This is a genomic window from Aeromicrobium sp. IC_218 (assembly GCF_004336805.1).
Taxonomy (GTDB): domain Bacteria; phylum Actinomycetota; class Actinomycetes; order Propionibacteriales; family Nocardioidaceae; genus Aeromicrobium.
The window spans coordinates 40622-60961 of sequence record NZ_SJXM01000006.1 but is presented as its reverse complement, the minus strand read 5'-3'; the positions used below and the strand labels follow the sequence as shown (position 1 = coordinate 60961).

23 protein-coding genes are annotated in these 20340 nt (G+C 74.2%); 7 read left to right on the top strand and 16 right to left on the bottom strand.

Features of this window, described 5'->3' with window-relative positions:
* Nucleotides 1–68 precede the first annotated feature (68 nt).
* Nucleotides 69–1634: an ATP-binding cassette domain-containing protein gene (locus tag E0W78_RS08900; RefSeq protein WP_131403516.1), complete on the top strand. Its 1566-nt coding sequence runs from the start codon at nt 69–71 to the stop codon at nt 1632–1634.
* Here E0W78_RS08900 and E0W78_RS08895 read toward each other — a convergent pair.
* Entirely contained in the window at nt 1624–2280 is a 657-nt protein-coding gene (locus E0W78_RS08895) for a TetR/AcrR family transcriptional regulator (protein WP_131403515.1), read from the bottom strand. The two genes, E0W78_RS08900 and E0W78_RS08895, sit on opposite strands and share 11 nt — an antisense overlap.
* A 101-nt stretch (nt 2281–2381) precedes the next feature.
* On the opposite strand from E0W78_RS08895, the gene E0W78_RS08890 reads away from it, so the two are divergent.
* Nucleotides 2382–2831, top strand: coding sequence for a nitroreductase family deazaflavin-dependent oxidoreductase (locus tag E0W78_RS08890; protein WP_131403514.1), 450 nt, complete (start codon nt 2382–2384; stop codon nt 2829–2831).
* 143 nt (nt 2832–2974) lie between these two features.
* Here the strand turns inward: E0W78_RS08890 and E0W78_RS08885 are convergent, their stop codons facing one another.
* On the bottom strand, nt 2975–4258 hold the full coding sequence (locus E0W78_RS08885; protein ID WP_131403513.1) for an alpha-hydroxy-acid oxidizing protein: 1284 nt from the start codon (nt 4256–4258) through the stop codon (nt 2975–2977).
* Nucleotides 4259–4367: 109 nt separating this feature from the next.
* Here E0W78_RS08885 and E0W78_RS08880 point away from each other — a divergent pair, with 109 nt between their 5' ends.
* Nucleotides 4368–4955, top strand: a complete 588-nt coding sequence (locus tag E0W78_RS08880; protein ID WP_165570450.1) for a TetR/AcrR family transcriptional regulator — start codon at nt 4368–4370, stop codon at nt 4953–4955.
* On the opposite strand, the gene E0W78_RS08875 is transcribed toward E0W78_RS08880, so the two are convergent.
* On the bottom strand, nt 4952–5263 hold the full coding sequence (locus tag E0W78_RS08875; protein ID WP_242686285.1) for a cupin domain-containing protein: 312 nt from the start codon (nt 5261–5263) through the stop codon (nt 4952–4954). The two genes, E0W78_RS08880 and E0W78_RS08875, sit on opposite strands and share 4 nt — an antisense overlap.
* 183 nt (nt 5264–5446) lie before the next feature.
* A complete protein-coding gene (locus tag E0W78_RS08870; protein ID WP_131403511.1) occupies nt 5447–6202 on the bottom strand; it encodes a phosphotransferase in 756 nt (251 codons plus the stop codon).
* Nucleotides 6203–6322: 120 nt separating this feature from the next.
* Here E0W78_RS08870 and E0W78_RS08865 point away from each other — a divergent pair, with 120 nt between their 5' ends.
* Nucleotides 6323–6583 (top strand): GlsB/YeaQ/YmgE family stress response membrane protein, encoded by a 261-nt coding sequence (locus E0W78_RS08865; RefSeq protein WP_131403510.1) that lies wholly within the window; start codon nt 6323–6325, stop codon nt 6581–6583.
* A 54-nt stretch (nt 6584–6637) separates the two neighbouring features.
* On the opposite strand, the gene E0W78_RS08860 is transcribed toward E0W78_RS08865, so the two are convergent.
* On the bottom strand, nt 6638–7741 hold the full coding sequence (locus E0W78_RS08860) for a crosslink repair DNA glycosylase YcaQ family protein (RefSeq protein WP_131403509.1): 1104 nt from the start codon (nt 7739–7741) through the stop codon (nt 6638–6640).
* Nucleotides 7742–7789: 48 nt separating this feature from the next.
* Here E0W78_RS08860 and E0W78_RS08855 point away from each other — a divergent pair, with 48 nt between their 5' ends.
* Nucleotides 7790–8263, top strand: coding sequence for a GNAT family N-acetyltransferase (locus tag E0W78_RS08855; protein WP_131403508.1), 474 nt, complete (start codon nt 7790–7792; stop codon nt 8261–8263).
* A 55-nt stretch (nt 8264–8318) separates the two neighbouring features.
* Nucleotides 8319–9539 (top strand): YibE/F family protein, encoded by a 1221-nt coding sequence (locus E0W78_RS08850; protein WP_131403507.1) that lies wholly within the window; start codon nt 8319–8321, stop codon nt 9537–9539.
* Nucleotides 9540–9732: 193 nt separating this feature from the next.
* Here the strand turns inward: E0W78_RS08850 and E0W78_RS08845 are convergent, their stop codons facing one another.
* From E0W78_RS08845 to E0W78_RS08825, 5 genes are all read right to left on the bottom strand, one after another.
* Nucleotides 9733–10875 (bottom strand): EAL domain-containing protein, encoded by a 1143-nt coding sequence (locus E0W78_RS08845; RefSeq protein ID WP_131403506.1) that lies wholly within the window; start codon nt 10873–10875, stop codon nt 9733–9735.
* A gap of 3 nt (nt 10876–10878) precedes the next feature.
* Nucleotides 10879–11055 carry a DUF1059 domain-containing protein gene (locus E0W78_RS08840; protein ID WP_131403505.1) on the bottom strand — a complete coding sequence of 59 codons (177 nt, stop codon included), beginning with the start codon at nt 11053–11055 and terminating at the stop codon, nt 10879–10881.
* Nucleotides 11056–11148: 93 nt separating this feature from the next.
* Complete coding sequence (locus E0W78_RS08835) at nt 11149–12291, bottom strand: EAL domain-containing protein (RefSeq protein ID WP_131403504.1); 1143 nt, start codon at nt 12289–12291, stop codon at nt 11149–11151.
* Nucleotides 12266–12442 (bottom strand): DUF1059 domain-containing protein, encoded by a 177-nt coding sequence (locus E0W78_RS08830; protein WP_131403503.1) that lies wholly within the window; start codon nt 12440–12442, stop codon nt 12266–12268. Before E0W78_RS08830 ends, E0W78_RS08835 begins: the two co-directional genes overlap by 26 nt.
* 122 nt (nt 12443–12564) lie before the next feature.
* Nucleotides 12565–12870 carry a hypothetical protein gene (locus tag E0W78_RS08825; protein ID WP_131403502.1) on the bottom strand — a complete coding sequence of 102 codons (306 nt, stop codon included), beginning with the start codon at nt 12868–12870 and terminating at the stop codon, nt 12565–12567.
* Between the two features lie 203 nt (nt 12871–13073).
* On the opposite strand from E0W78_RS08825, the gene E0W78_RS08820 reads away from it, so the two are divergent.
* Nucleotides 13074–13511 carry a hypothetical protein gene (locus tag E0W78_RS08820; protein WP_131403501.1) on the top strand — a complete coding sequence of 146 codons (438 nt, stop codon included), beginning with the start codon at nt 13074–13076 and terminating at the stop codon, nt 13509–13511.
* 85 nt (nt 13512–13596) lie between these two features.
* Here E0W78_RS08820 and E0W78_RS08815 read toward each other — a convergent pair whose 3' ends face one another.
* From E0W78_RS08815 to E0W78_RS08790, 6 genes are read right to left on the bottom strand one after another with little or no spacing between them, the layout of a single operon-like run.
* Nucleotides 13597–14613, bottom strand: a complete 1017-nt coding sequence (locus E0W78_RS08815; RefSeq protein WP_131403500.1) for a nitronate monooxygenase — start codon at nt 14611–14613, stop codon at nt 13597–13599.
* Between the two features lie 39 nt (nt 14614–14652).
* Nucleotides 14653–15270: a maleylpyruvate isomerase family mycothiol-dependent enzyme gene (locus E0W78_RS08810; RefSeq protein WP_131403499.1), complete on the bottom strand. Its 618-nt coding sequence runs from the start codon at nt 15268–15270 to the stop codon at nt 14653–14655.
* A gap of 58 nt (nt 15271–15328) precedes the next feature.
* Nucleotides 15329–16324 (bottom strand): agmatine deiminase family protein, encoded by a 996-nt coding sequence (locus tag E0W78_RS08805; protein ID WP_131403498.1) that lies wholly within the window; start codon nt 16322–16324, stop codon nt 15329–15331.
* A complete protein-coding gene (locus E0W78_RS08800) occupies nt 16321–17244 on the bottom strand; it encodes a nitrilase-related carbon-nitrogen hydrolase (protein WP_131403497.1) in 924 nt (307 codons plus the stop codon). The genes E0W78_RS08805 and E0W78_RS08800 overlap by 4 nt, the downstream gene beginning before the upstream one ends.
* Nucleotides 17241–18848 (bottom strand): amidohydrolase, encoded by a 1608-nt coding sequence (locus E0W78_RS08795; RefSeq protein ID WP_131403496.1) that lies wholly within the window; start codon nt 18846–18848, stop codon nt 17241–17243. The genes E0W78_RS08800 and E0W78_RS08795 overlap by 4 nt, the downstream gene beginning before the upstream one ends.
* Nucleotides 18848–20314, bottom strand: a complete 1467-nt coding sequence (locus tag E0W78_RS08790) for an APC family permease (RefSeq protein WP_131403495.1) — start codon at nt 20312–20314, stop codon at nt 18848–18850. Before E0W78_RS08790 ends, E0W78_RS08795 begins: the two co-directional genes overlap by 1 nt.
* Between the last annotated feature and the right edge of the window lie 26 nt (nt 20315–20340).

Below are 20340 nucleotides of genomic sequence, written 5' to 3'. Positions count from 1 at the left end.
ACCCTCGACCGCGCGTCGTCCACGCAGCGTCTCCACGCATCCCGTCCCTGTGACTGCCTGGAGGCCCCATGCCACACCTGTCCCTGCACGACCTGACCCTGACCTGGCCGGACGGCCGCACCGTCCTGGACGGCGTCACCCTCGACCTGTCCCCCGGCCGCCACGGCCTGGTGGGCGACAACGGGTCGGGCAAGTCCACCCTGCTGAGCGTCCTCACCGGCCACCTCGAGCCGACCGCGGGCACGCGGCGCGTCGAGGGCCGGCTCGCGCACCTGCCGCAGGACCCCCTGCCCGAGGACGGCGCGACCGTCGCCGACGTGCTCGGCGTCGCCGAGCGGGTCGCGGCACTGCACGCGGTCGAGGCCGGCAGCGTCGACCCGGACGTCTACGACACCATCGGCGACGACTGGGACGTCGAGGCGCGCACGACCGCGCTCCTCGGCCGGCTCGGGCTCGACCGGCTCGGGCTCGACCGCGACGCGTCCACGCTGTCCGGCGGTGAGCTGACGCTGCTCGCGCTCGCCGCCCGGCTGCTCGACGAGCCGGACGTGCTGCTGCTGGACGAGCCGACCAACAACCTCGACCGACCCGCCCGCGAGCGCCTGCTCGCCGTGGTCGACGACTTCCGCGGCGTGCTCGTCGTGGCCAGTCACGACCGCGAGCTGCTGGACCACGTCGACGCCGTGCACGAGGTGCGCGACGGCGGCGTGCGGACGTTCGGCGGCGACCTGACGGCGTACGAGGCGACGGTCGCGGCCGAGGAGGCCGCGGCCGAGAAGGAGGTCCGCGAGGCGCAGTCCGAGCTGCGCAGCACCCGGCGCCGGCTGGCCGAGGCGCAGACGGCGATCGCCCGCAGCGACCGGGCCGGGCGGAAGGCGGCGGCGAACGCGGTCGCGGCACCGATCGTCCTGGGCATGCGCAAGCGCGCGGCCGAGGAGTCGGCCGGCAAGCTGCGCGGCAAGCACGAGGGCCAGGTCGAGGCGGCGCGCCAGCGGCTGTCCGAGGCCGACGCCCGGCTGCGCGACGACGAGCCGATCCGGGTCGACCTGCCCGGGACGCGCGTCCCGGCGACGCGCGAGGTGGTGTCGACCTCGGGACTCGTGCTGGCCAACGGGCTCGCGATCGACCTGCACCTGCGCGGGCCCGAGCGGGTGGGCCTGGTGGGCCGCAACGGGTCGGGCAAGTCGACGCTGCTGCGCACGCTGGTCGGCGAGCTCGAGCCGCTGGAGGGCGAGGTGCGGCGGCACGTCCCCGCCCGCCTGCTCCCCCAGCGGCCGCGGCTGCTCGTGGCGGGGACGTCGGTGGCCGAGAACGTCGAGCGGCTCGCGCCGACGGCGTCCCGGCAGGAGGTGCGGTCACGTCTGGCCCGTTTCGGCCTGCGCGGCGCCCGGGCCGACCAGGACGCCGGCACGTTGTCCGGCGGCGAACGCCTGCGGGCCACGCTGGCGTGCCTGCTGCTCGCCGAGCCGTCGCCGCAGCTGCTGTGCCTGGACGAGCCGACCAACGACCTCGACATGCGCAGCGTCGACCGGCTGGTCGAGGCGCTGGCGGGCTACGAGGGCGCGCTCGTGGTGGTCAGCCACGACGAGCGGTTCCTGGAGGCGCTGGGCCTGGACCGCACGATCACGACGTGAGGCCGAGGGCGCCCAGGGACTCGGCGACCTGGACGTCCAGCAGCGCGACGGGGTCGACCACCGGGTCGGGGCCGAGCTGGCCGAAGACCTCGAGGCTGGTGAGCCCGACGATGGTCGTCCAGATGCCCAGGGCGTGGCGCAGCGCGCCGTCGTCCAGGGCGACCCCGGACTCGTCGCGCAGCCGGGAGAGGTCGAGCCCGGGCGGGGCCGGCGCGGTGGCGCCGGACCCGTCCAGGGTCGTCAGCAGCAGGCCGATGACCCGCGTGCCGGGCCCGCTGGTGCGCTCGGCCGGTGCCGCGTAGCCGGGCACCGGGCTGCCGTAGAGCAGCGCGTACCGGGCGGGCTCGGCCACGGCCCAGGCCCGGAACGCCCGCGCCACGGCGAGCACCTGATCACGCGGCCCGGACGCCGTGGCGTGCGCGGCCTCGGCGGCGTCGGCGAGCTCGTCGTACGCGTCGACCAGCAGCCGGGTCAGCAGCTCGTCGCGGCCGTCGACGTACCGGTAGACCGCCGACGACACCATCCCGAGGTCACGGGCCACGGCGCGCAGCGACAGGGCGGCGGCGCCGTAGGTGGCGAGGTGCTCGCGGCCGATCTCGAGGATGCGCTGCTCGGTGCGGGCTCGGGTCTCGGCGCGGGTGGGCATGACGCCATCGTGACATATCGAGAGCAGTGCTCTTGCTTTCTCGTCCTCGACGCGCCATCCTGAATCCGAGAGCACTGCTCTCCGAATCGAAGGGAACCGTCGTGGACGCACTCGCCTACCGGCCGCCGGGCCGTTTCTCCACCCGCTTCAACCGCCTGGTCGGGTGGCTCGCCGACCGCGGCGTCGGGATCGCCGGCGCCCGCACGCTCGAGGTGGTCGGACGCGCCAGCGGCCAGCCGCGCACCACGCCGGTGAACCCGCTGCGCCTCGGCGGTCACACCTACGTGCTCGGCGCGCGCGGCCACACCCACTGGACCCGGAACCTGCGCGCGGCAGGCACGTGCACGCTGCGCCGCGGTCGCTCGGTCGTCCCCTACCGGGCCGACGAGCTGGCCGACGCCGACAAGATCCCGGTGCTGCGCGAGTACCTGCGCAAGTGGGAGTGGGAGGTCGGCGCGATCATGCCGGTCAGCATCTCCAAGTCCTCCACCGACGCCGAGCTGCTCGCCGCCGCTCCGGCGCTGCCGGTCTTCGAGCTCCACCGCGCCTGAGATCGGTCCCTGAGCCGGCACCCCGCTCCCTGAGCCGCCTCCCGCTCCCTGAGCCTGTCGAAGGGACTCCTCTCGACAAGCTCGAGGAGCGGAGCACGGCACTCGAGGAGCGGAGCACGGCGCTCGAGGAGCGAGGAAGGGGCCTAGTCCTGGCGGACGAGGAGGTCGGGGGTGATGGCGCCGATGCTCCGCACACCGGTCAGCGCCATGGTCAGGTCGAGCTCGGCGAGCACGCCGGCGATGACGTCCTCGACACCCTGCTGCCCGTCGATCGCCAGTCCGTACACGTGCGGACGTCCGAGCAGCACCGACGACGCCCCGAGCGCGAGCGCGGTGAAGACGTCGGCGCCGGTGCGGATGCCGCTGTCGAGCAGCAGCGTCGGCTCGGGTCCGACCACCTCGCGGATCGCCACCAGCGCGTCGAGCGAGGCGACGGCGTTGTCGACCTGGCGCCCGCCATGGTTCGAGACGACGATCGCGTCGACGCCGAGCTCGAGCGCCCGGCGCGCGTCGTCCGGGTGCAGGATGCCCTTCAGCACGATCGGCAGCCGGGTGCGCGAGCGCAGGGTCGCGAGGTGGTCCCACGACAGCCCCGGGTTCGTGTAGACGTCGGTGAACGTCTCGGCGGCCATGCGCGGGCGCGGCGACCGCAGGTTCGACCAGAAGCCTCCCGGGTGCTGGCGCGACAGCGACACCAGCGTGCGGATCGCGCCGAGCGTCACCTTGGGCTTCTCGCCGGACGCCGGCGCGGCCAGGCGCTCGTCGACCAGGGCGTTGAACCGCGGGTCGGACGTGTACTGCGCGATGCCGATGCCCTGGACGAACGGGAGCGAGCCGAGGTCGAGGTCCTGCGGGCGCCAGCCGAGCACGGTGGTGTCGAGGGTGACGACGAGCGCCTCCGCGCCGGTGGCCTCGGCCCGCTGCACGAGGCTGTCGACCAGGCCGTCGTCCTTGCTCCAGTAGAGCTGGAACCAGTGCCCCGACCCGCCCATCGCGCGGGCGCTGTCCTCCATCGTGCTGCTGCCCTGGTTCGAGAAGACGTACCGGACGCCGGTGGCCGCCGCGGCGCGCGCGATGGTGACGTCGGCGTCCGGTGCGACGAGCCCAGCGGCCCCCACGGGCGCGAGCATGAGCGGGGCCGCGTGCCGGGTGCCGAGCAGGTCGACGGACAGGTCGCGCTCGGCGGCGCCGGCGGCCATCCGGGGCAGGATCGCCCACCGCTCGAACGCCCGGCGGTTGCGCTCCATCGTGCGTCCGGCACCCGCGCCTCCTGCGACGTACGCCCACGCCTTGGCCGACATGGCGCGGCGGGCCCGGCGCTCCAGCTCGTCGGGGTCGGCCGAGACCTTGGGTCGGGCGCCGAGCGCTCCGGCGCGGTAGACGGCGGACTGGCGGTGCAGCCCGATGCCGGGCACGGGGACGGTCATGGGAGGTCCTTCGGTACGGCCGGCGAGCACCGGCGCGGTGAGCCTAGGTCGCGTGGACGGCCTTGACAAGTCACCTGACTTGCGAACGTCCGCCTGCCAGGATGGCCCGGTGACCACGACCGGCAGCCGCAGCGCCCAGCGGGCCGCGACCATCGACGCGCTGCTCGACGCGACGATCGACAGCCTCGGCCGGGTCGGCTTCGCCGCCACGACGACGCGCGGCGTCGCCCGGGCGGCCGGCGTGAGCCAGGGCGCGCAGCAGCACCACTTCCCCACCAAGGCGGCGCTCGTCGACGCGGCCATCAACCGCGCGGCCCAGCGGCTGCTCGACGAGGTGGCGGTGCGGCTCACCGCCGGCACCGAGCGCGAGCGGGCCCGGATGCTGCTGCAGCACCTGTGGGACGCCTACCACCTGCCGGTCTTCGCCGTGGTCGCCGAGCTGGTGAGCCTGGGTCGCACCGACCCCGACACCGCAGCCAAGACCGCGGCGACGCTCACCGCCGTCACCGACGGCGTCGTCGCCACCGCGAGCGAGGCGCTGCCGACCTACGCGTCACGGCCCGGGTTCCGTCCGGCGGTGCTGCTGGCCGTGGCCGCGATCCGCGACACCGCGGCGGTCGACCGGGTGCCGGGCACGCAGGCGGCGCTGCCCACGCTCGACGACGTCGTCGAGGCGTTCCTGCGCGCCGTCGACTAGTCGAGCAGCGTGAAGTCGGCGAAGTCGAAGCCGGGCGAGACCACGCAGCTGACCAGCGCGTCCTCCTCACGCGGCACCGTGCGCTGCCAGGTGCCGGCCGGGACGAGGACCTGCGTCTCGTGGCCGACCTCGACGTCCAGGCCGACGGTGTGCTGGGTCTCGGCCTCGGGCTCCTCGCCGGAGCCACCGAGCTCGAGCACGACGACGCCCTGCTGAGCGATCCAGATCTCGTCCGAGGCCACCTTGTGCCAGCCGGACGCGTCGCCGGCCGGGAGCAGGAAGTGGATGAGCGTGGCGGTGGGACGCACGCGGCCGTCGGCCAGCTCACGTCCACGCCGGACGCCCAGCTCTGCCGGTACCAGCCGCCCTCGGGGTGCTGGACCAGCCCGAGCGCGTCGATCAAGGGGTGCTTCACGGGCAGACCTCCGAGAAGAGCGCAGGGTACGGACGTCCGCCCGTGAGGGTCCTCATGCTTCGCTCGCTCCGCTCGCTCACAGGTGCTCCTCGATGGCCGGGCGGCGGGCGGCGAAGGCCTCGACCCGCTCGCGGGTGCGTTGCGGCTCGCCACGCAGGCGGGCGAGGTTGAGCATGCCTTCGTCACCGCGCTCGACGCCGGCCTCGATGCGGTCGGCGGCGGTGCGCATGCGGCGCTCCACGGCGTCCAGCAGCGTCATCGGGCCCCACTCGCCGTAGGCGTCCACGAGCAGGTTGATCCGCTCGGCCGCCAGCGCCGGGTCGATCTCGCGGTAGAGCGGGATCGCGGTCCAGGCCATGAACGCCAGGTCGTCGATCGGGTCGCCCGGGCCGGCCAGGTCCCAGTCGATCATCGCGACGAAGTGCCCGGACTGGATGATCCAGTTGTAGGCGCCGGGGTCGTTGTGGCAGATCACCTGGCCGGGCGCGAGCTCGACCTCCCCGGTCTGGCGCCACGTGCGCGGGCCGTCGGGACGGAAGCCGTCGACCAGGTCATGGAAGTCGCGCAGCCAGGCGACGGCCTCCTGCAGCACCTCGGGCAGCACGACCTCGTCGTCGACCGGGACGCCGCGTCCCTCGACGTACGTCAGCACCTCGCGACCCTGCTCGTCGGTGCCGTGCGCCTGCGGGATGCCGCGGAGCCCGGCCTCGTGCAGGTAGTCGAGCAGCTCGTGCACGGCGGGGGTCCACGGACCGGTGGGGCGGCGGACGGTGCGTCCCACCCGGGTCGCTCCGCCGGTGGCTCCCCCGGTCAGCTCTTCCTCGTCAGCCATGGCCCCGATCGTGGCACAGCCCACCCGCGCTCGAGAGGCGGACCGCCCCGGGCTCCCCTACGGTGACGGGCGAGACACCGCCAAACGCCGGCCGCCCGGCCGGCTGAGAAGGAGAATCACGTGGGCATCATCGGCTTCATCATCGTCGGCCTCATCGCGGGCTTCCTGGCGCGCGCCGTCGTGCCCGGCAAGGACAGCATGGGCATCCTCGCCACGATCCTGCTGGGCATGGTCGGCTCGTTCGTCGGCGGCCTGCTGGGCAGCCTGATCAGCGGAGACGGCATCGACTTCTCCGCGGCCGGCATCATCGGCTCGATCATCGGCGCCATCATCGTGCTCATCGCCTACAACGCGATCACGGGCCGCAAGAAGCACGCCTGACACGCAGACGTCCGACGGGGCCCGGGGAGCACGTCTTCCCGGGCCTCGTCGCGTCTAGGGACGCGCGACGGACACGTCGGCGACGGTGACGTCGAGGACGCTGCCGAGCGCCCGCGCCGGCTCGTCCAGCTCGTCGTCGGTCAGCGGACGCTCACCGGGCAGCATGACGACCTCCAGCCGGGTGGCGCGCGCCGCGCCGGTGACCCGCCACGTGGCGACCATGCGCCCGTCGGCCAGCACCGTGGGCGAGTAGATCCCGTTCGCCCGCCCCCACACGGCGTCGAGCTGCTCGGCCCGCAGGAACCGGGTGCGCCCCGGGCCGGCGTAGCCGACGACGAGCGCGTCGAACTCTGGCAGCAGCCGGACGTCGTCCGGCGCGTCGCCCCCGGGCGGCTCGGCCAGGTCGAGGTAGGGCTCGTCGCCGGGACCCTCGAGACGCTCGAGCGCGTCGCCCAGCCGGGCGACCGCCGCGTCGACGCGTCGCAGGCCGTCGCCGAGGAAGTAGGCGAGGTCGCGCCGGGTGACCGGGCCGCAGGTGGCGACGTGTCGCAGCACCAGGCGGTCGAGCGCGGCGTCGGCGTCAGGCGGCCCCGCGCCCAGGAGCTCGGACGCCGTGCGGTGGAAGGCGTCGGTGCGCTTGTCCCAGCGCTCGTCGCGCGGGCGGCGCACCAGGCCCGGGTGGCCCCAGACGAGGTTGCGCACGTACGGGGTGTCGACGACCGGACGCCCCTCGCCGGCCTCGACGAACGCGAACACCGCCTCGACCACCTCGTCGCGCGGCACGAACCGTCCGGAGCAGACCCGCTCGACCTCGGCCGTGACGTCGTCGACGGTGAGCCGGCTCAGCCCGAGCTCGCGACGCAGGTCGTTCTCGCGCGTGCGCCGCGCGACCGCGTCGAGGTCGGGCCACAGGGTCGCCGGCGCGGTGTGCACGGTGCCGCGCAGGCACGTGCCCTTGACCAGCACGTGGCTCTCGAGCAGGTCGTTCACCTCGGCGTACGTCGTGCCCGGACGCCGCGACGAGGCCAGCACGAACGGGCTGCGCGGCACCTGCGACTGGATCGGCGCGAGGCGCTCGAACAGGTCCAGCACGTCGGTGGCGTTCGGGAGCTGGCGCGCGAGCGTGCGCAGCCGGAGGTCCTCCTCGCTCAGCCTCATGGCCGAAGGCTAGGCCCTGCCGCCGACACCGCTCGTACGCTGAGCGCCATGACGCCGCTCGAGCTCGCCGACCGCACCGTCCACGTCGACCGCGCCCGGCGCGAGGACGTGCCGGCGGTCGTGGCGCTGCTGGCCGACGACGTCCTCGGTCGCGAGCGCGAGGCCACCGACCTCGAGCCGTACCTGGCCGCCTTCGACGCGGTCGACGCGGACCCGGCGCACCTGCTGGCCGTGGTGCGCGACGGTGACGAGCTGGCCGGCACGCTGCAGCTGACCTTCCTGCCTGGCCTGTCGCGCGGCGGTGCGCTGCGGCTGCAGGTCGAGGCGGTGCGCGTCGCCGCCACCCACCGCGGCACCGGTCTGGGCACGGCGATGATCGGCTGGGCGGTCGAGCACGGACGCGAGCGCGGCGCCACGCTCGTCCAGCTGACCACCGACAAGCAGCGCGCCGACGCCCGCCGGTTCTACGAGCGGCTCGGCTTCGTCGCGTCCCACGAGGGCATGAAGCTCGCGATCGACTGAGCGGCGCGGCCGGTCCCGGGGGCTCCCCGCGACCGGACCTGGCACGATCGGGGCCGTGAGCCACAGCCACTCCCACGCGACCCCGCCCTCCGACGGACCCCCGCGCCGCACCCTGGCCCTCGCCCTGGGCGCGGTCGTCGGCGTCATCGCCGTCGCGACCCTCGTCGCCATGGCGCTGCTGTGGCCCGCGTCCGAGGACGTGCCGCAGGCCCAGGACCCGTACGCCGCCGAGGGCGTCAGCCGGGTGCCGGCCGTCGTGGAGTCGGTGCGCGCGTTCGACTGCGGCGGCGACGGGCTCGGCCCCGACCAGACCCAGGCCCGCGCCGGCGACTGCGCCGAAGTGACGGCGAAGGCCGGCGACGAGACCGCCACCTTCACGCTCGACCCGACCCGCTGGGCGTCCGGCATGAAGGTCGGCGACGAGATCCAGGTGCTGCGCATCGCGCCGGACGGCCAGCCGGCGTCCTGGGAGTTCTACGACTTCGAGCGCGGCTTCCCGCTCGCCGCCATCGCCGCGGTGTTCGGCCTGCTCGTCGTGGTCGTCGCCCGCTGGCGCGGCCTGTTCGCGATCGCCGGCATCGGCGTCACGCTCGTGGTGCTGCTCAGCTTCGTCATGCCCGCCCTGCTGTCAGGCACGAACGCGCTGCTCGTGGCCGCGGTCGGGTCGGCGGCGATCATGATCGTCGTCCTCTACCTCGCGCACGGCGTCTCGATCCGGACGACGTCCGCGCTGTTCGGGACGCTCGTCGGACTCGGGCTCACCGCCGTGCTCGGCGCTTGGGCGACGGACTGGTCGCACCTGACCGGCGTCGCGTCCGACGACGACCGGCTGCTCGCCGCCGTCGCCACGAGCGCCGACCTGTCCGGCATCGTCGCGGCCAGCATGGTGATCGCCGGCCTCGGCGTGCTCAACGACGTCACCGTCACGCAGGCCAGCGCGGTCTGGGAGATGCGCGCCCTGCAGCCGACCGCGAGCCGCGCGCAGCTGTTCGCGTCGGCGATGCGCATCGGCCGCGACCACATCGCGTCCAGCGTCTACACGCTGGTGTTCGCGTACGCGGGCTCGGCGATGACGATCCTGCTGCTGGTGTCGGCGTACAGCCAGAGCCTGACCCAGGTCGCGACCAGCGAGGAGATCGGCTCGGAGGTGGCGCGGACGCTCGTCGGCGCGATCGGCCTGGTGCTCGCGGTGCCGATCACCACCGGCTTCGCGACGCTGCTCGCGCCGCGCGGCGAGGACGTCCCCGAGCCCGGCCCCGACGCCGTCACCGCCTGACCCACGCGCACCCTGGGCCATCCCGCTCCCTGAGCCTGTCGAAGGGAGCCGCCCGAGCCGCACCCCGCTCCCTGATCCCGCACCCCCGCTCCCTGAGCTTGTCGAAGGGAGGCTTCGACAAGCTCAGCCAGCGGGTCGCGGTTCGACGAGCTCAGCCAGCTGTCGGGCTTCGACAAGCTCAGCCAGCGGTGGCTCAGCCGGCCGCGGGCTCCGTCGTCGCCGGGGTGCCGGCGAGCGACTCGACCAGCCGCTCCATGCGGACGATGCCGGCGAGCCGGCCCTGAGTGTCCACGCACACGAGCGGGCGGAACCGCAGGTCCGGATGCCGGACGATCGCCCGGCGCGCGGCCTCGGCCGGGTCGGTGTCGACCGGCAGCCGCAGCCCCGCCTCGCGCACCGGCTGCACGTCGCCGGACGCGTCGACGGTCCAGGTGGGCGCCTGCGCCGCGTCCAGCACGACGACCAGGTCGACCTCATCCCGGGCGACGACCTCGCGGGCGGCCGCGACGTGTTCGGCGGTCGGGACGCGCTCGAGCAACGGGCTGAGGCCCTCCCCGGCCCGGTGCAGCGTGCGGTGGGACAGCATCTGCCGCGCCACCTCCGCGCCGGGCGGTGCCGGCTCGGCGGCGGGCCGCCCGAGCAGGTAGCCCTGGCCCAGCGGCACGCCGAGCTGCATGAGCGCCTCGAGCTCCTCGGGCGTCTCGATGCCCTCGGCCAGCAGCCAGGCGTCCACCCGGTTGCCGAAGATGCCGAGCATCTCGATGAGGGCGCGCTTGCCCTCGTCCTGGTCGACGCCGGCCACGAGTCCGCGGTCGATCTTGATGAAGTGGGGACGCACGACGAGCAGGCGGTGCAGCCCGGCGTAGCCCGAGCCGGTGTCGTCGATGGCGATGAACGCGCCGGCGGCCCGCAGGGCGGTCAGCTCGGCCTGCACCTCGCGCTCGTCGAACTGGCGCTGCTCGGTCAGCTCGACCACGACGCCGCGCAGCGGGGACGCCTCGCGCCACACCTGCTGCATGCACGGCGCGCTGAGCACGTCCGGCGAGACGTTGACGGTGAGGAACCGCATCGGCGGCAGCGTGGCGCGGCGGGCGAGCGCGGCCCGGACGGCGGCCGCCTCGAGCTCGGCGGCGCGACCGCACGCGTACGCGGCGTCGAACCAGGCCTCGGGGCTGCTGACCGGGCCGTCGAAGCGCGCGAGCGCCTCGTACCCGACGACCGTGGCGCGGGTCAGGTCCAGGATCGGCTGCAGGTGGATCCGCAGCCCGTCACCGTGGACGGCACGGTCCAGGTCCTCGGGCCCGACGACGTGTCCCGCCGCGGTCCCGGAGGTCATCGGTCAGGCGACGGTGGTGACGAGCCCGCGGGCGTGGTCCATGGTCTCCTCGGAGACCTCGGTCATGCCGTGGGCGTCGGCGGCGTGCTGGAGCGCCTTGTCCAGCACCTCGTCCTCGGTGGCACCGAGGAACACGTCCTCGCAGCCGGGGACGACGTCACCACACGCAAATCGCTTCACTACTGCTCCTCGGGAGGGGGTCCGGGGCGGGCATGACGCCGGACTGATCGGCCGCATCCCCGACGACGTGAGCGAAACCGCCCGCCCGTCGGGTCACGCGTGCAGCGCCGGTGCCGCGGCCCGGGCGAGCGCGTCGAGCAGCCGCTCGACGCGGACGATCCCGCAGTAGCGACCCGCGTTGTCGGTGCACACGATCGGGTGGAAGCGCGACGACGCCGGACGCACGATGGCGCGCTGGGCGGCCTCGTCCAGCGGGGTCGTCACGTTCATCCGCAGGCCCGAGTCGCGGATCGCGTGCAACGCGCCCCAGCCGTCGACCGTCGACGACGGACGTCCGTGCCCGTCGAGCATGACGACCACGTCGTGCCGGTCGTCGCCGAGCAGCACGCGGGCGGCGTCCACGTCGACGGCGGTGGGCGCGAACTCGATCAGCGGGCGCAGGCCGGGGTGCTCCCCCGCCTGCTGCTGGGTCAGGACGCGCAGCACGGCATCGGGGTCGGCGGTGGCGAACTCGGCCGCCGGCCGCCCGAAGAAGTAGCCCTGGCCGAGCGGCACGCCGAGCTGCACGAGGACGTCCAGCTCCTCGCCGGTCTCGATGCCCTCGGCCAGCAGCCAGGCGTCGACCCGGCTGCCGAAGGTGCCCATCATCTCGACGAGCGCGCGCTTGGCCTCGTCGCGGTCGAGCCCGGCCACGAGGCCGCGGTCGAGCTTGACGAAGTCCGGGCGCAGCGACAGCAGGTGCTGCAGTCCGGCGTAGCCCGCGCCCGCGTCGTCGATGGCGACCAGCGCGCCCTGGGCCCGCAGCGCGTTGAGGCTCGGCTCGAGGTCGACGTACGACTCGATGCGGTGCTGCTCGGTCAGCTCGATGACGACACCGGCCAGCGACTCGGCCGAGGCCCAGACCTCCTGCATCTCCGGCGACGTGAGCACGTCCGGGCCGACGTTCACCGTGAGGAACGTGTTGACCGGAAGGTTCGCGCGGCGGGTCAGGGCTGAGCGCACCGCGGCCGCCTCGAGCGCGGCACCCAGGCCGAGCTCGCGGGCCCGGGCGAACCAGACCTCCGGGTTGCGCTCGGCGGCGTCGAAGCGCGCGAGCGCCTCGTAGCCGACGACCGTGCCGCGACGCAGGTCGACGATGGGCTGGTAGTGGGTCGTCAGCCCCTCGCCGCCCAGCACCCGGGCCAGGTCGGCGGGGCTGACGGTCGCCTGGTCAGGCGACGGCGACGATGTGTCCACGGACCTGGTCCACCAGCTCGGCGGGGACCTCGGTCATGCCGTGGTCGTCCTGGGCGTGACGCGCGACGGCGGCCAGGACGTCGTCCTCGGTGTCGCAGACGAAGGTGGCGTCACAGCCGGGAACGACGTCGCCACAGGCGAAGCTCTTCATGGTGCACTCCTTTGCAGTCCCCCGATGCCCGATCCGTCGGGCGGGACGTGGTACCGGTTTGGCACCTCCTGAAGGGTAAGCGGCGCCCGCCGCCCGTGCACCGCGAACGGCGGAGTTCTGCGTCACGCCTCCGGCAGCGTGGGCAGCCGGTGGAAGTAGGCGGCGAGCCCGGCGGCCGCAGCGACGGCGCCGAGCACCATCGCGCGGCGCTCGGCCGGGGTGGTGACGCCCCGCCTGAGCCACGATCCGCCGGCCAGGTTCGCGGCGCTCCACAGCACGTTCGGCACCGGTCCGGACAACCCCACGCCCGGCGGCGTCGCGAACGGGGACGGGAACGACTGGCCGGTGATGCCCTTGACCCCGTGCGGGACGGCGTTGACGAGCAGCGCTCCCGCGGCGGCGGCACGGACGGTGGACAGGACGGTCATGGGATCCCCTTCGTCGATTCCCGCCATCCTCCGCCGAGCCAGCCCGAGAGGCACCTCGTCCTGCTGGGTCACCCGCTCCCACTGGGTCACCTCCTCGCTGGGAGTGACGTTGTGTACGCCCTTCTCGGCGTGTCGCGTGCACAACGTCGCCCTCAGCGAAAAGCAGAGCCGAGACGACCCGGCCGTCCATGACATGGGTGGGCATGACTGCTGTCGGACGTCTCGCCGGGGCCCTGCTGCTCGTCGCCAGCGTCGCGGCCGGGTGCGGCCGCGTGCCGGACGTGACCACGCTGCCCGCGCCCTCTCCCTCCCCGCGCCCCGTGCTGCTCGTCGACGAGCCGACCACGGCGAGCATGAATGCCTTGGGCGGAGGACGGATCGAGGTGGTCGGCGGCTGCCTGGGCGCGGACGGCGGGGTCATCGTCTGGCCGCACGGCACCCGGTTCGTCGGCGACGACCCGTTGACCGTCGAGGTGCCCGGACACGGACGGTTCGCGCTCGGTGACCGGATCAGCCTCGGCGGCGGCTGGATCGTCGAGCACGTCGGCGGCACGGTTCCCGACGCGCCGTGGACCTTCCGCGGCCAGCGGGTTCCCGACTCCTGCCTGGCCCACGACGTCTTCCTCGCCGGCCCGTACTAGGTCCCGTTGTCGCTGAGGGTGACGTTGTTGCGGCGACACGCCGAGGATCACCGCAACAACGTCACCCTCAGCGACGAAGGGACGCCTACAGATCCCGGCTGAGCGCCCGGACGACGTCGGCGGCGGGTCCGGTCGGCGCGTGCCGGTAGCCGGTGCCCGCCCACAGGTGGACGTGCTCGGCGTCCCCCTGACGCGCGGCCGTCGCGCGCAGCTCACGGGTCAGGTGGTGAACGGCCGGGTATCCGACCGGCGCCGTCGCCCCGTGCCGGTCGGCGAACGCGTTGCGCAGCGCCCGGGCCGGACGTCCGGTGAACGCGTGGGTCACGACGGTCTCGGTGAACCGCGGGTCGGTGAGCGCCTCACGATGCGTGGGGCCGGCGCCGGACTCGTCGGAGCGCAGCAGCAACGTGCCGACCTGCACCGCCTCGACTCCAGCCTCCAGCAGCGCGCGGACGTCCGCGGGTCCGGCCACACCGCCGGCGGCCACGAGCGGCAGCCGGGTCGCGGCCCCCACGGCCCGGACGACGTCGGCGGTGGGCACGTCCTCGATCGTCCGGCGCGGGTCGAAGGTGGCGCTGTGCCCACCCGCCGACGGGCCCTGCACGACGAGGCCGTCCACCCCGAGCTCCTCAGCCTCGCGCGCCTCGTCGGCGGTGGTGACGGTAGCGAGCACTCGGGTGCCGGCCTGCTGCAGCCGGCGGACGTCCGCGGCTGGTGGGAGCCCGAACGTGAGCGAGACGAACGGCACCGGGTCGGATACCAGCAGGTCTACCTTGGCGTCCCAGTGGTCGTCGTCGACGAGCGGCGGGTCGGTGAGCGTGACGCCCAGGGCGTCCGCCTCGGGACGCAGCCGCTCGGCGTACGCGCGCACCTCGGCGACGTCGGGACGCTCGTCGGAGGGCACGAACAGGTTGACCCCGACGGCGTCCGTGCGCTCGCGCAGCGCGGCGACCTGCGCCGCGAGGTCCTCGGGGGTCCGATAGCCGGCGGCGAGCAAGCCGATCCCGCCCGCCCCAGTCACGGCGGCGGCGAGGTCGACGGTGGTCGTGCCCCCGGCCATGGGGGCGCCGACGAGCGGCAGGTCGGTCCCGAGCAGCGTCATGCGCCCATCGTGCCCCGCCCTCGCCGCCGGTCCAACGCCTCAGCGGGCGGCAAGCACCTCGACGCCGTCGCCCTCGAGCTCGTCCAGGCCGGCCCGGCGGCCGGACAGCACGAGCAGCAGCGAGCTCGCCGGCCCGGTGACCACCGGGCCGGCGCCGTGCGTGAACCCGGTGTCGGGCGCCTCGACGCGCAGCCCCTCGACCCGCTGGCGTCCGCCGCCGATCTTGGTGGACGCGCCCACGAGGTAGCCGAGCGCGGCGTTCATGGCGTCGGCCGGGTACTCGCCGCGGGCACCGAGCGGGCGCCGGACGTCCTCGCCGTGGGCGAACGCCTCGACGAGCCGGGTCTCCAGCTTCACCGGCGGCGTCTTGGTCAGCGGCACGACGTCGCGCAGCCGCTGCAGCGTCTCGGCCGGGGTGCCCTTCTCGTGCTCGAGGCCGAGCTGGTTCTGCCGGTCGAAGTCGAAGCGGGCGCGGACGACGCCCTTGGCCAGGTGCCAGGTGTCGGTGCGGGCGCAGTCGACCAGGTGCGCGACGACGTCGTGCACCGTCCAGCCGTCGCACAGCGACGGCGTCGACCACCGCTCGTCCGGGACCCGCTCCAGGAACGACACGAGCGAGGCACGCTCGGCGTGCACGACCTTCCAGACGTCGACCACGGGCGTCCCTTCCTCGATGACGGAGCCCCCAGCGTAGGGACCGCCACCGACGTCCGGGCTAGATCGCGGGCTGCTGCTGGGTGATGCAGTGGACGCCGCCGCCGCGCGCGAACAGCGGACGGGCGTCGACGCGCACGACCTCGCGGCCTGGGTAGACCTCGGCGAGCACCTCGGCGGCGCGGTCGTCGTGCGGGTCGTCGAAGCCGCCCATGACCACGCCGCCGTTGCAGGCCAGGTGGTTGACGTAGCTGTAGTCGACCGGCCCGGCCTCGTCCACCAGCTGCTGTGGCGCCGGCAGGTCGACGACCCGCCACTCCTGCGGCAGCGCGGCCCGCAACGTCACGTCGAGCGAGTGGTCGGGGTGGCGCGGGTCCAGCTGGCGGTGCAGCAGGACCACCCCGGGCTCGGGCATGGCGGCGACGATGTCGACGTGCCCGCGGGTGCCGAGCTCCGCGTAGTCGCGGGTCAGGCCGCGGGGCAGCCAGACGACGTCGCGGACGCCGAGGGTGCGACGCAGCTCGGCCTCGACGTCGGCGGCGGTCAGGTCGGGGTTGCGGCCGACGTCGAGCTGCACGGTCGTCGTGACCAGCACGGTGCCGGCGCCGTCGACGTGGATGCCGCCGCCCTCGTTGACCAGGTCGGACGGCACGAGCGTCGCGCCGGCCCACTCGGCGACCCGTCCGGCCACCTGCGCGTCGTGCTCCCAGGACGCCCAGGCCTGCCCGCCCCAGCCGTTGAACGTCCAGTCGACGGCGCCGAGCCGGTCGCCGTCGACGACGAACGTGGGGCCGATGTCGCGCATCCACGCGTCGTCCAGCGGCGCCTCGAGCAGCTCGACATTCGCGCCGAGGTGGTCGCGGGCGACGCCGACCGCGGACGGGTCGACGACCATGCGCACCGGCTCGAACGCCGAGATCGCGTGCGCGACGGAGGCCCAGGTGCGACGGGCCTCGTCGGCGTCCGCGTCGGTCTCGCCGAGCGTGTAGCCCGACGACGGCCAGGCCATCCAGGTGCAGGAGTGCGGCGCGGTCTCGGCCGGCATCGTCCAGGTCATCGGGCGAGCCCCGCGTACGTGTCGGGGCGGCGGGTGCGCAGGAACGGGAACAGCGTCAGCCAGTCGCGGCGCTGGTCGAGGTCGAGGTCGACGACGAGCACGGCCTCCTCGTCGCGCGGCGCCTCGGCGAGCACGCGTCCGTACGGATCGACGACGAAGGACGAGCCGTAGAACCGGATGCGGCCCTCGTCGCCGGTGCGGTTCGGCACGACGATGAACAGCCCGTTGGCGATCGCGTGGCCGACGATCACCTGGCGCCACAGCGGGGCGGTGTCGAAGCCGGGGTGGTCGGGCTCGGACCCGATCGCGGTCGGGTACGCAAGCACGTCCGCGCCGCCGAGGGCGTACATGCGGGCGACCTCGGGGAACCACTCGTCCCAGCAGGTCGGCAGGCCGAGCGCGGCGGGCAGCCCGTCGAGGTGGTGGACGGGGTAGGCGTCCTCGGCCGGGCCGGGGCGGAAGTACTTGTCCTCGACGTAGCCCTCGGTGACCGGGATGTGTGTCTTGCGCGTGCGGGCCACGAGCCGTCCGGACGGGTCGACGACCACGGCGGTGTTGAAGCCGAGCCCGTCACCGGCGTCCGCGCGCTCGTACAGGGACGCGTGCACGTGGACGCCGTGCTCGCGCGCGACCCGGCCGGCGAACGTGACCGTCGGGCCGTCCTCGAGGCTCTCGGTCAGGTCGGACGTGGCGCCGGTCGGCTCCTCGAACGCCGGGTAGCGCGACAGCGTCAGCTCGGGCAGGAACACCGCGGTGGCGCCCTCGGCGGCCGCGGCGGCGACCCCGTCGGCGAGCACCTGCTGCAGCTCGTCGGCGTCCTCGCGCCAGTGGTGCTGGACGAGCCCGACGCGCAGCGGCTCGCGGGTCGGCGCGTCGACGCGGGCGGGCGACTCCAGGGCGGGGCCGTGGACGAGCTTCATCGGTGGGTCCTTCCGGTCGGGCGGTACGACGGCGTGCCGTCGACGAGGGTGAGGACGACCTCGGCGGTCGCGAAGTCGTCCGGGTCGCTGGTCAGCGGGTCGAGCGCGAAGGCGGACAGGTCGGCGACCTTGCCCACCGCGATGGTGCCGGTGCGGTCGTCATGGCCGACCGACCAGGTGGCGTGGGTGGTGTACCCCTCCAGCGCCATGAGCGCGGAGAGCGACTGGTCGGGCTGCACCGGCGCGCGGCTCGGGTCACCGCCACGTCGGCGCAGCTGGGCGGCGGCGATGACGCCGCGCGGGTCGCACGCGGCGATCGGCCAGTCCGAGCCGAGCGCCACGCGGACGCCGGCCTCGCGCAGGTCACGGGTGCGCCAGCCGTGCGCGGCACGTCCGGGGCCGAGCCGGCGCGACCAGTTGTCCGTGCCGTCGGCGAGCGTGTACTCCGTGGCGTGGGTCGGCTGCATGCTCGCGGTCACGTCGAGCCGCGAGAACGCCTCGACGAGGTCGTCGGGGATCGTCTCGATGTGCTCGACGCGGTGACGCACGCGTCCGCTCGTCCGGGCCAGGGCGTCCAGCACGTGCCGCACCCCGTGGTCGCCGATCGCGTGGGTCGTCGTGGGCACGTCATGGGCGTCGAACCAGGCGATGGCCCGCGAGTACGAGGCCGGGTCGGGCCAGTACGGGCGGGTCGACTCCCCCAGCGTGTCCGGCTCGAGGAGCCAGGCGGTGCCGTTGTCGATGGTGCCGTCGATGAACAGCTTGACTCCCTCGACCGTCCAGCGTCGCCCACCCGTGCCCTGCAGGTCGGCGATGGCCTGCCAGTCGGACTCGTCGGTGCCGGGCAGGCACCACGGCGAGCAGCGCAGGCGCACCGGGAGGTCGCCGTCGCGCTCGATCAGGTCGTAGACCGCGGACGCCTGGGCCTCGTGCTCCAGCGAGTGCGCGGCGGCGATGCCCTGCTCGGCCATCGCCGCCAGCGCGTCGCGGGTCGCGGCGGCGAGCTCGTCCAGGCTCGGCTGCGGCACGTGCCGCTCGACGAGCTCGATGGCGGCGGACTCGAGGAGCATCCCGGTCGGGGTGCCGTCGGGCGCGCAGACGACCTCGGACTGCTGGTCGAACGTCCGAGGTCCCGTCACGCCGGCCAGCGTCAGCGCGGCGGTCGAGGCGAGGGCGGAGTGCCCGTCGAACAGTCGCAGCAGCGCCGGACGTCCACCGACCGCCTCGTCGACCAGGCTGGAGGTCAGCACGCCGTCGGGGACGATGTTGGGGTCCAGGCCCCAGCCCAGCACCCAGGCGTCGTCGGGCAGGCCGGACGCGCGCTCGGCCAGCGCGGCGCGGACACCCTCGAGGTCGAGCTCGAGCAGGCCGACGCCGAGGGTCATCCGCGCGCCCATGACCGGGTGGACGTGGGCGTCGACCAGGCCGGGCACGAGCGTCGCGTCCCCCAGGTCGAGCACGGTCGTGGCGGACGTCGTCCAGCCGGGCACGTCGTCGCGGGTGCCGACGGCGGCGATGCGTCCGTCACGGACCCCCACGGCGGTGACGGCGCCCGCGCCGGGCTCCAGGGTGTGCACCGTGTCGGCGCAGATCACGAGGTCCATCAGCGGACCACCTCCTCGTCCTCGCCCTCGTGGGCGAGCTCGGCGATGACGTCGGGTCGCACGCGGCGCATCACCAGGCCGGCGACGACCGCGAGCACGACCACGACGGGGATGACGGACACGAGCACACGGTTCATCTCCGGCGGAGCACCGGTGAAGACGGCGATGTGGTCCAGGAACTGCCAGATCACCAGCAGCATGAGGACGGCCGCGAGCACCGACGAGCCGATGACCAGGGGCCGGCGCGGCACGTCGCGATGGCGGAGGAAGAAGCGCACCGCGGCGAGCGACGCCACGGCCTGCAGCAGCACGACGCCGACGACGCCGGGCGTGTTGACGCCGATGAGCAGGTCGGTGAACGGGTCGGCGCCGAACGCGGCGAACCCGAGCACGACGACGAGCGCGAGCACGGTCTGCACCGTGCCGGCGACGACCGGGCTGCCCGCCCGGTTCGTGCGGGCGAAGGCCGCGGGCAGCGCGCCGTGGCGGGCCATGCCGTGCACGTAGCGGTTGATCGCGTGGTGGAAGGCGAGCTGCGAGGCGTACACGCTGGTCACGACCAGGACGTACATCGCGTGCTCGGCCCACGGGCCCAGGTAGGTGTTGATCGTGGTGAAGAACAGCGCCGGGCCGGCCTCGCCCGCCCCCGCCTCGACGTTGTCCTGGCCGAGTGCCTGCACGATCGTCCAGACCACGAAGCAGTAGAACAGGCCCATGAACGCGACCGCGAGGAACGTCGCGCGCGGGATGGTGCGGCGGGCGTCCTTGGCCTCGGCGCGGTAGAGCGCGGTGGACTCGAAGCCCATGAACGCGGCGAAGCAGATGCCGATCGTCGCCATCGTCCCCTCGGTGAAGACGTTGGACGGATCGAACGAGGCGACACCGAGACCGTCCGCACCGCCCTGGAACACGATGGCCAGCGCGAGCAGCGAGAGGATGCCGGCCTCGAGCACGATGAGCACGGTCAGCACGCGGGCGCCGAGGTCGATGCCGCGGATGCCGAGCAGGTAGACGGCGACCACGGCCACCACGGTGATGACCGGCCACGGGACGTCCAGCCCGAACAGGTCCTGCAGCGCGGCCTGGGTCTGGACGCCGAACAGCCCGTACACGCCGATCTGCAGGCAGTTGTACGACACGATCGCCACGACGGCGGCGGCGAACCCGGCGGTGCCACCGAACGCGTGGCCGATGTAGACGAAGAAGCCGCCGGTGCGCGGGATCGAGGAGGCCATGGCCGTGAACCCGATCGCGAAGACGGTGAGCACGACGCCGGCCAGGAGGTACGCGCTCGGGACGCCCACGCCGCCGACGGCCAGAGCCACGGGGGCGACGCCGGCCATCACGGTCAGCGGAGCCGCGGCCGAGACGACCGTCATGGTCACGCCGAGCACGCCGAGCGAGTTGGTGCGCAGCGACGTGTCGTCGGACGTGCCGACGGGAGCGTTGGTGGGTGGAGCGGTCATGGCAACCTCGCGGACCTAAAACGAAT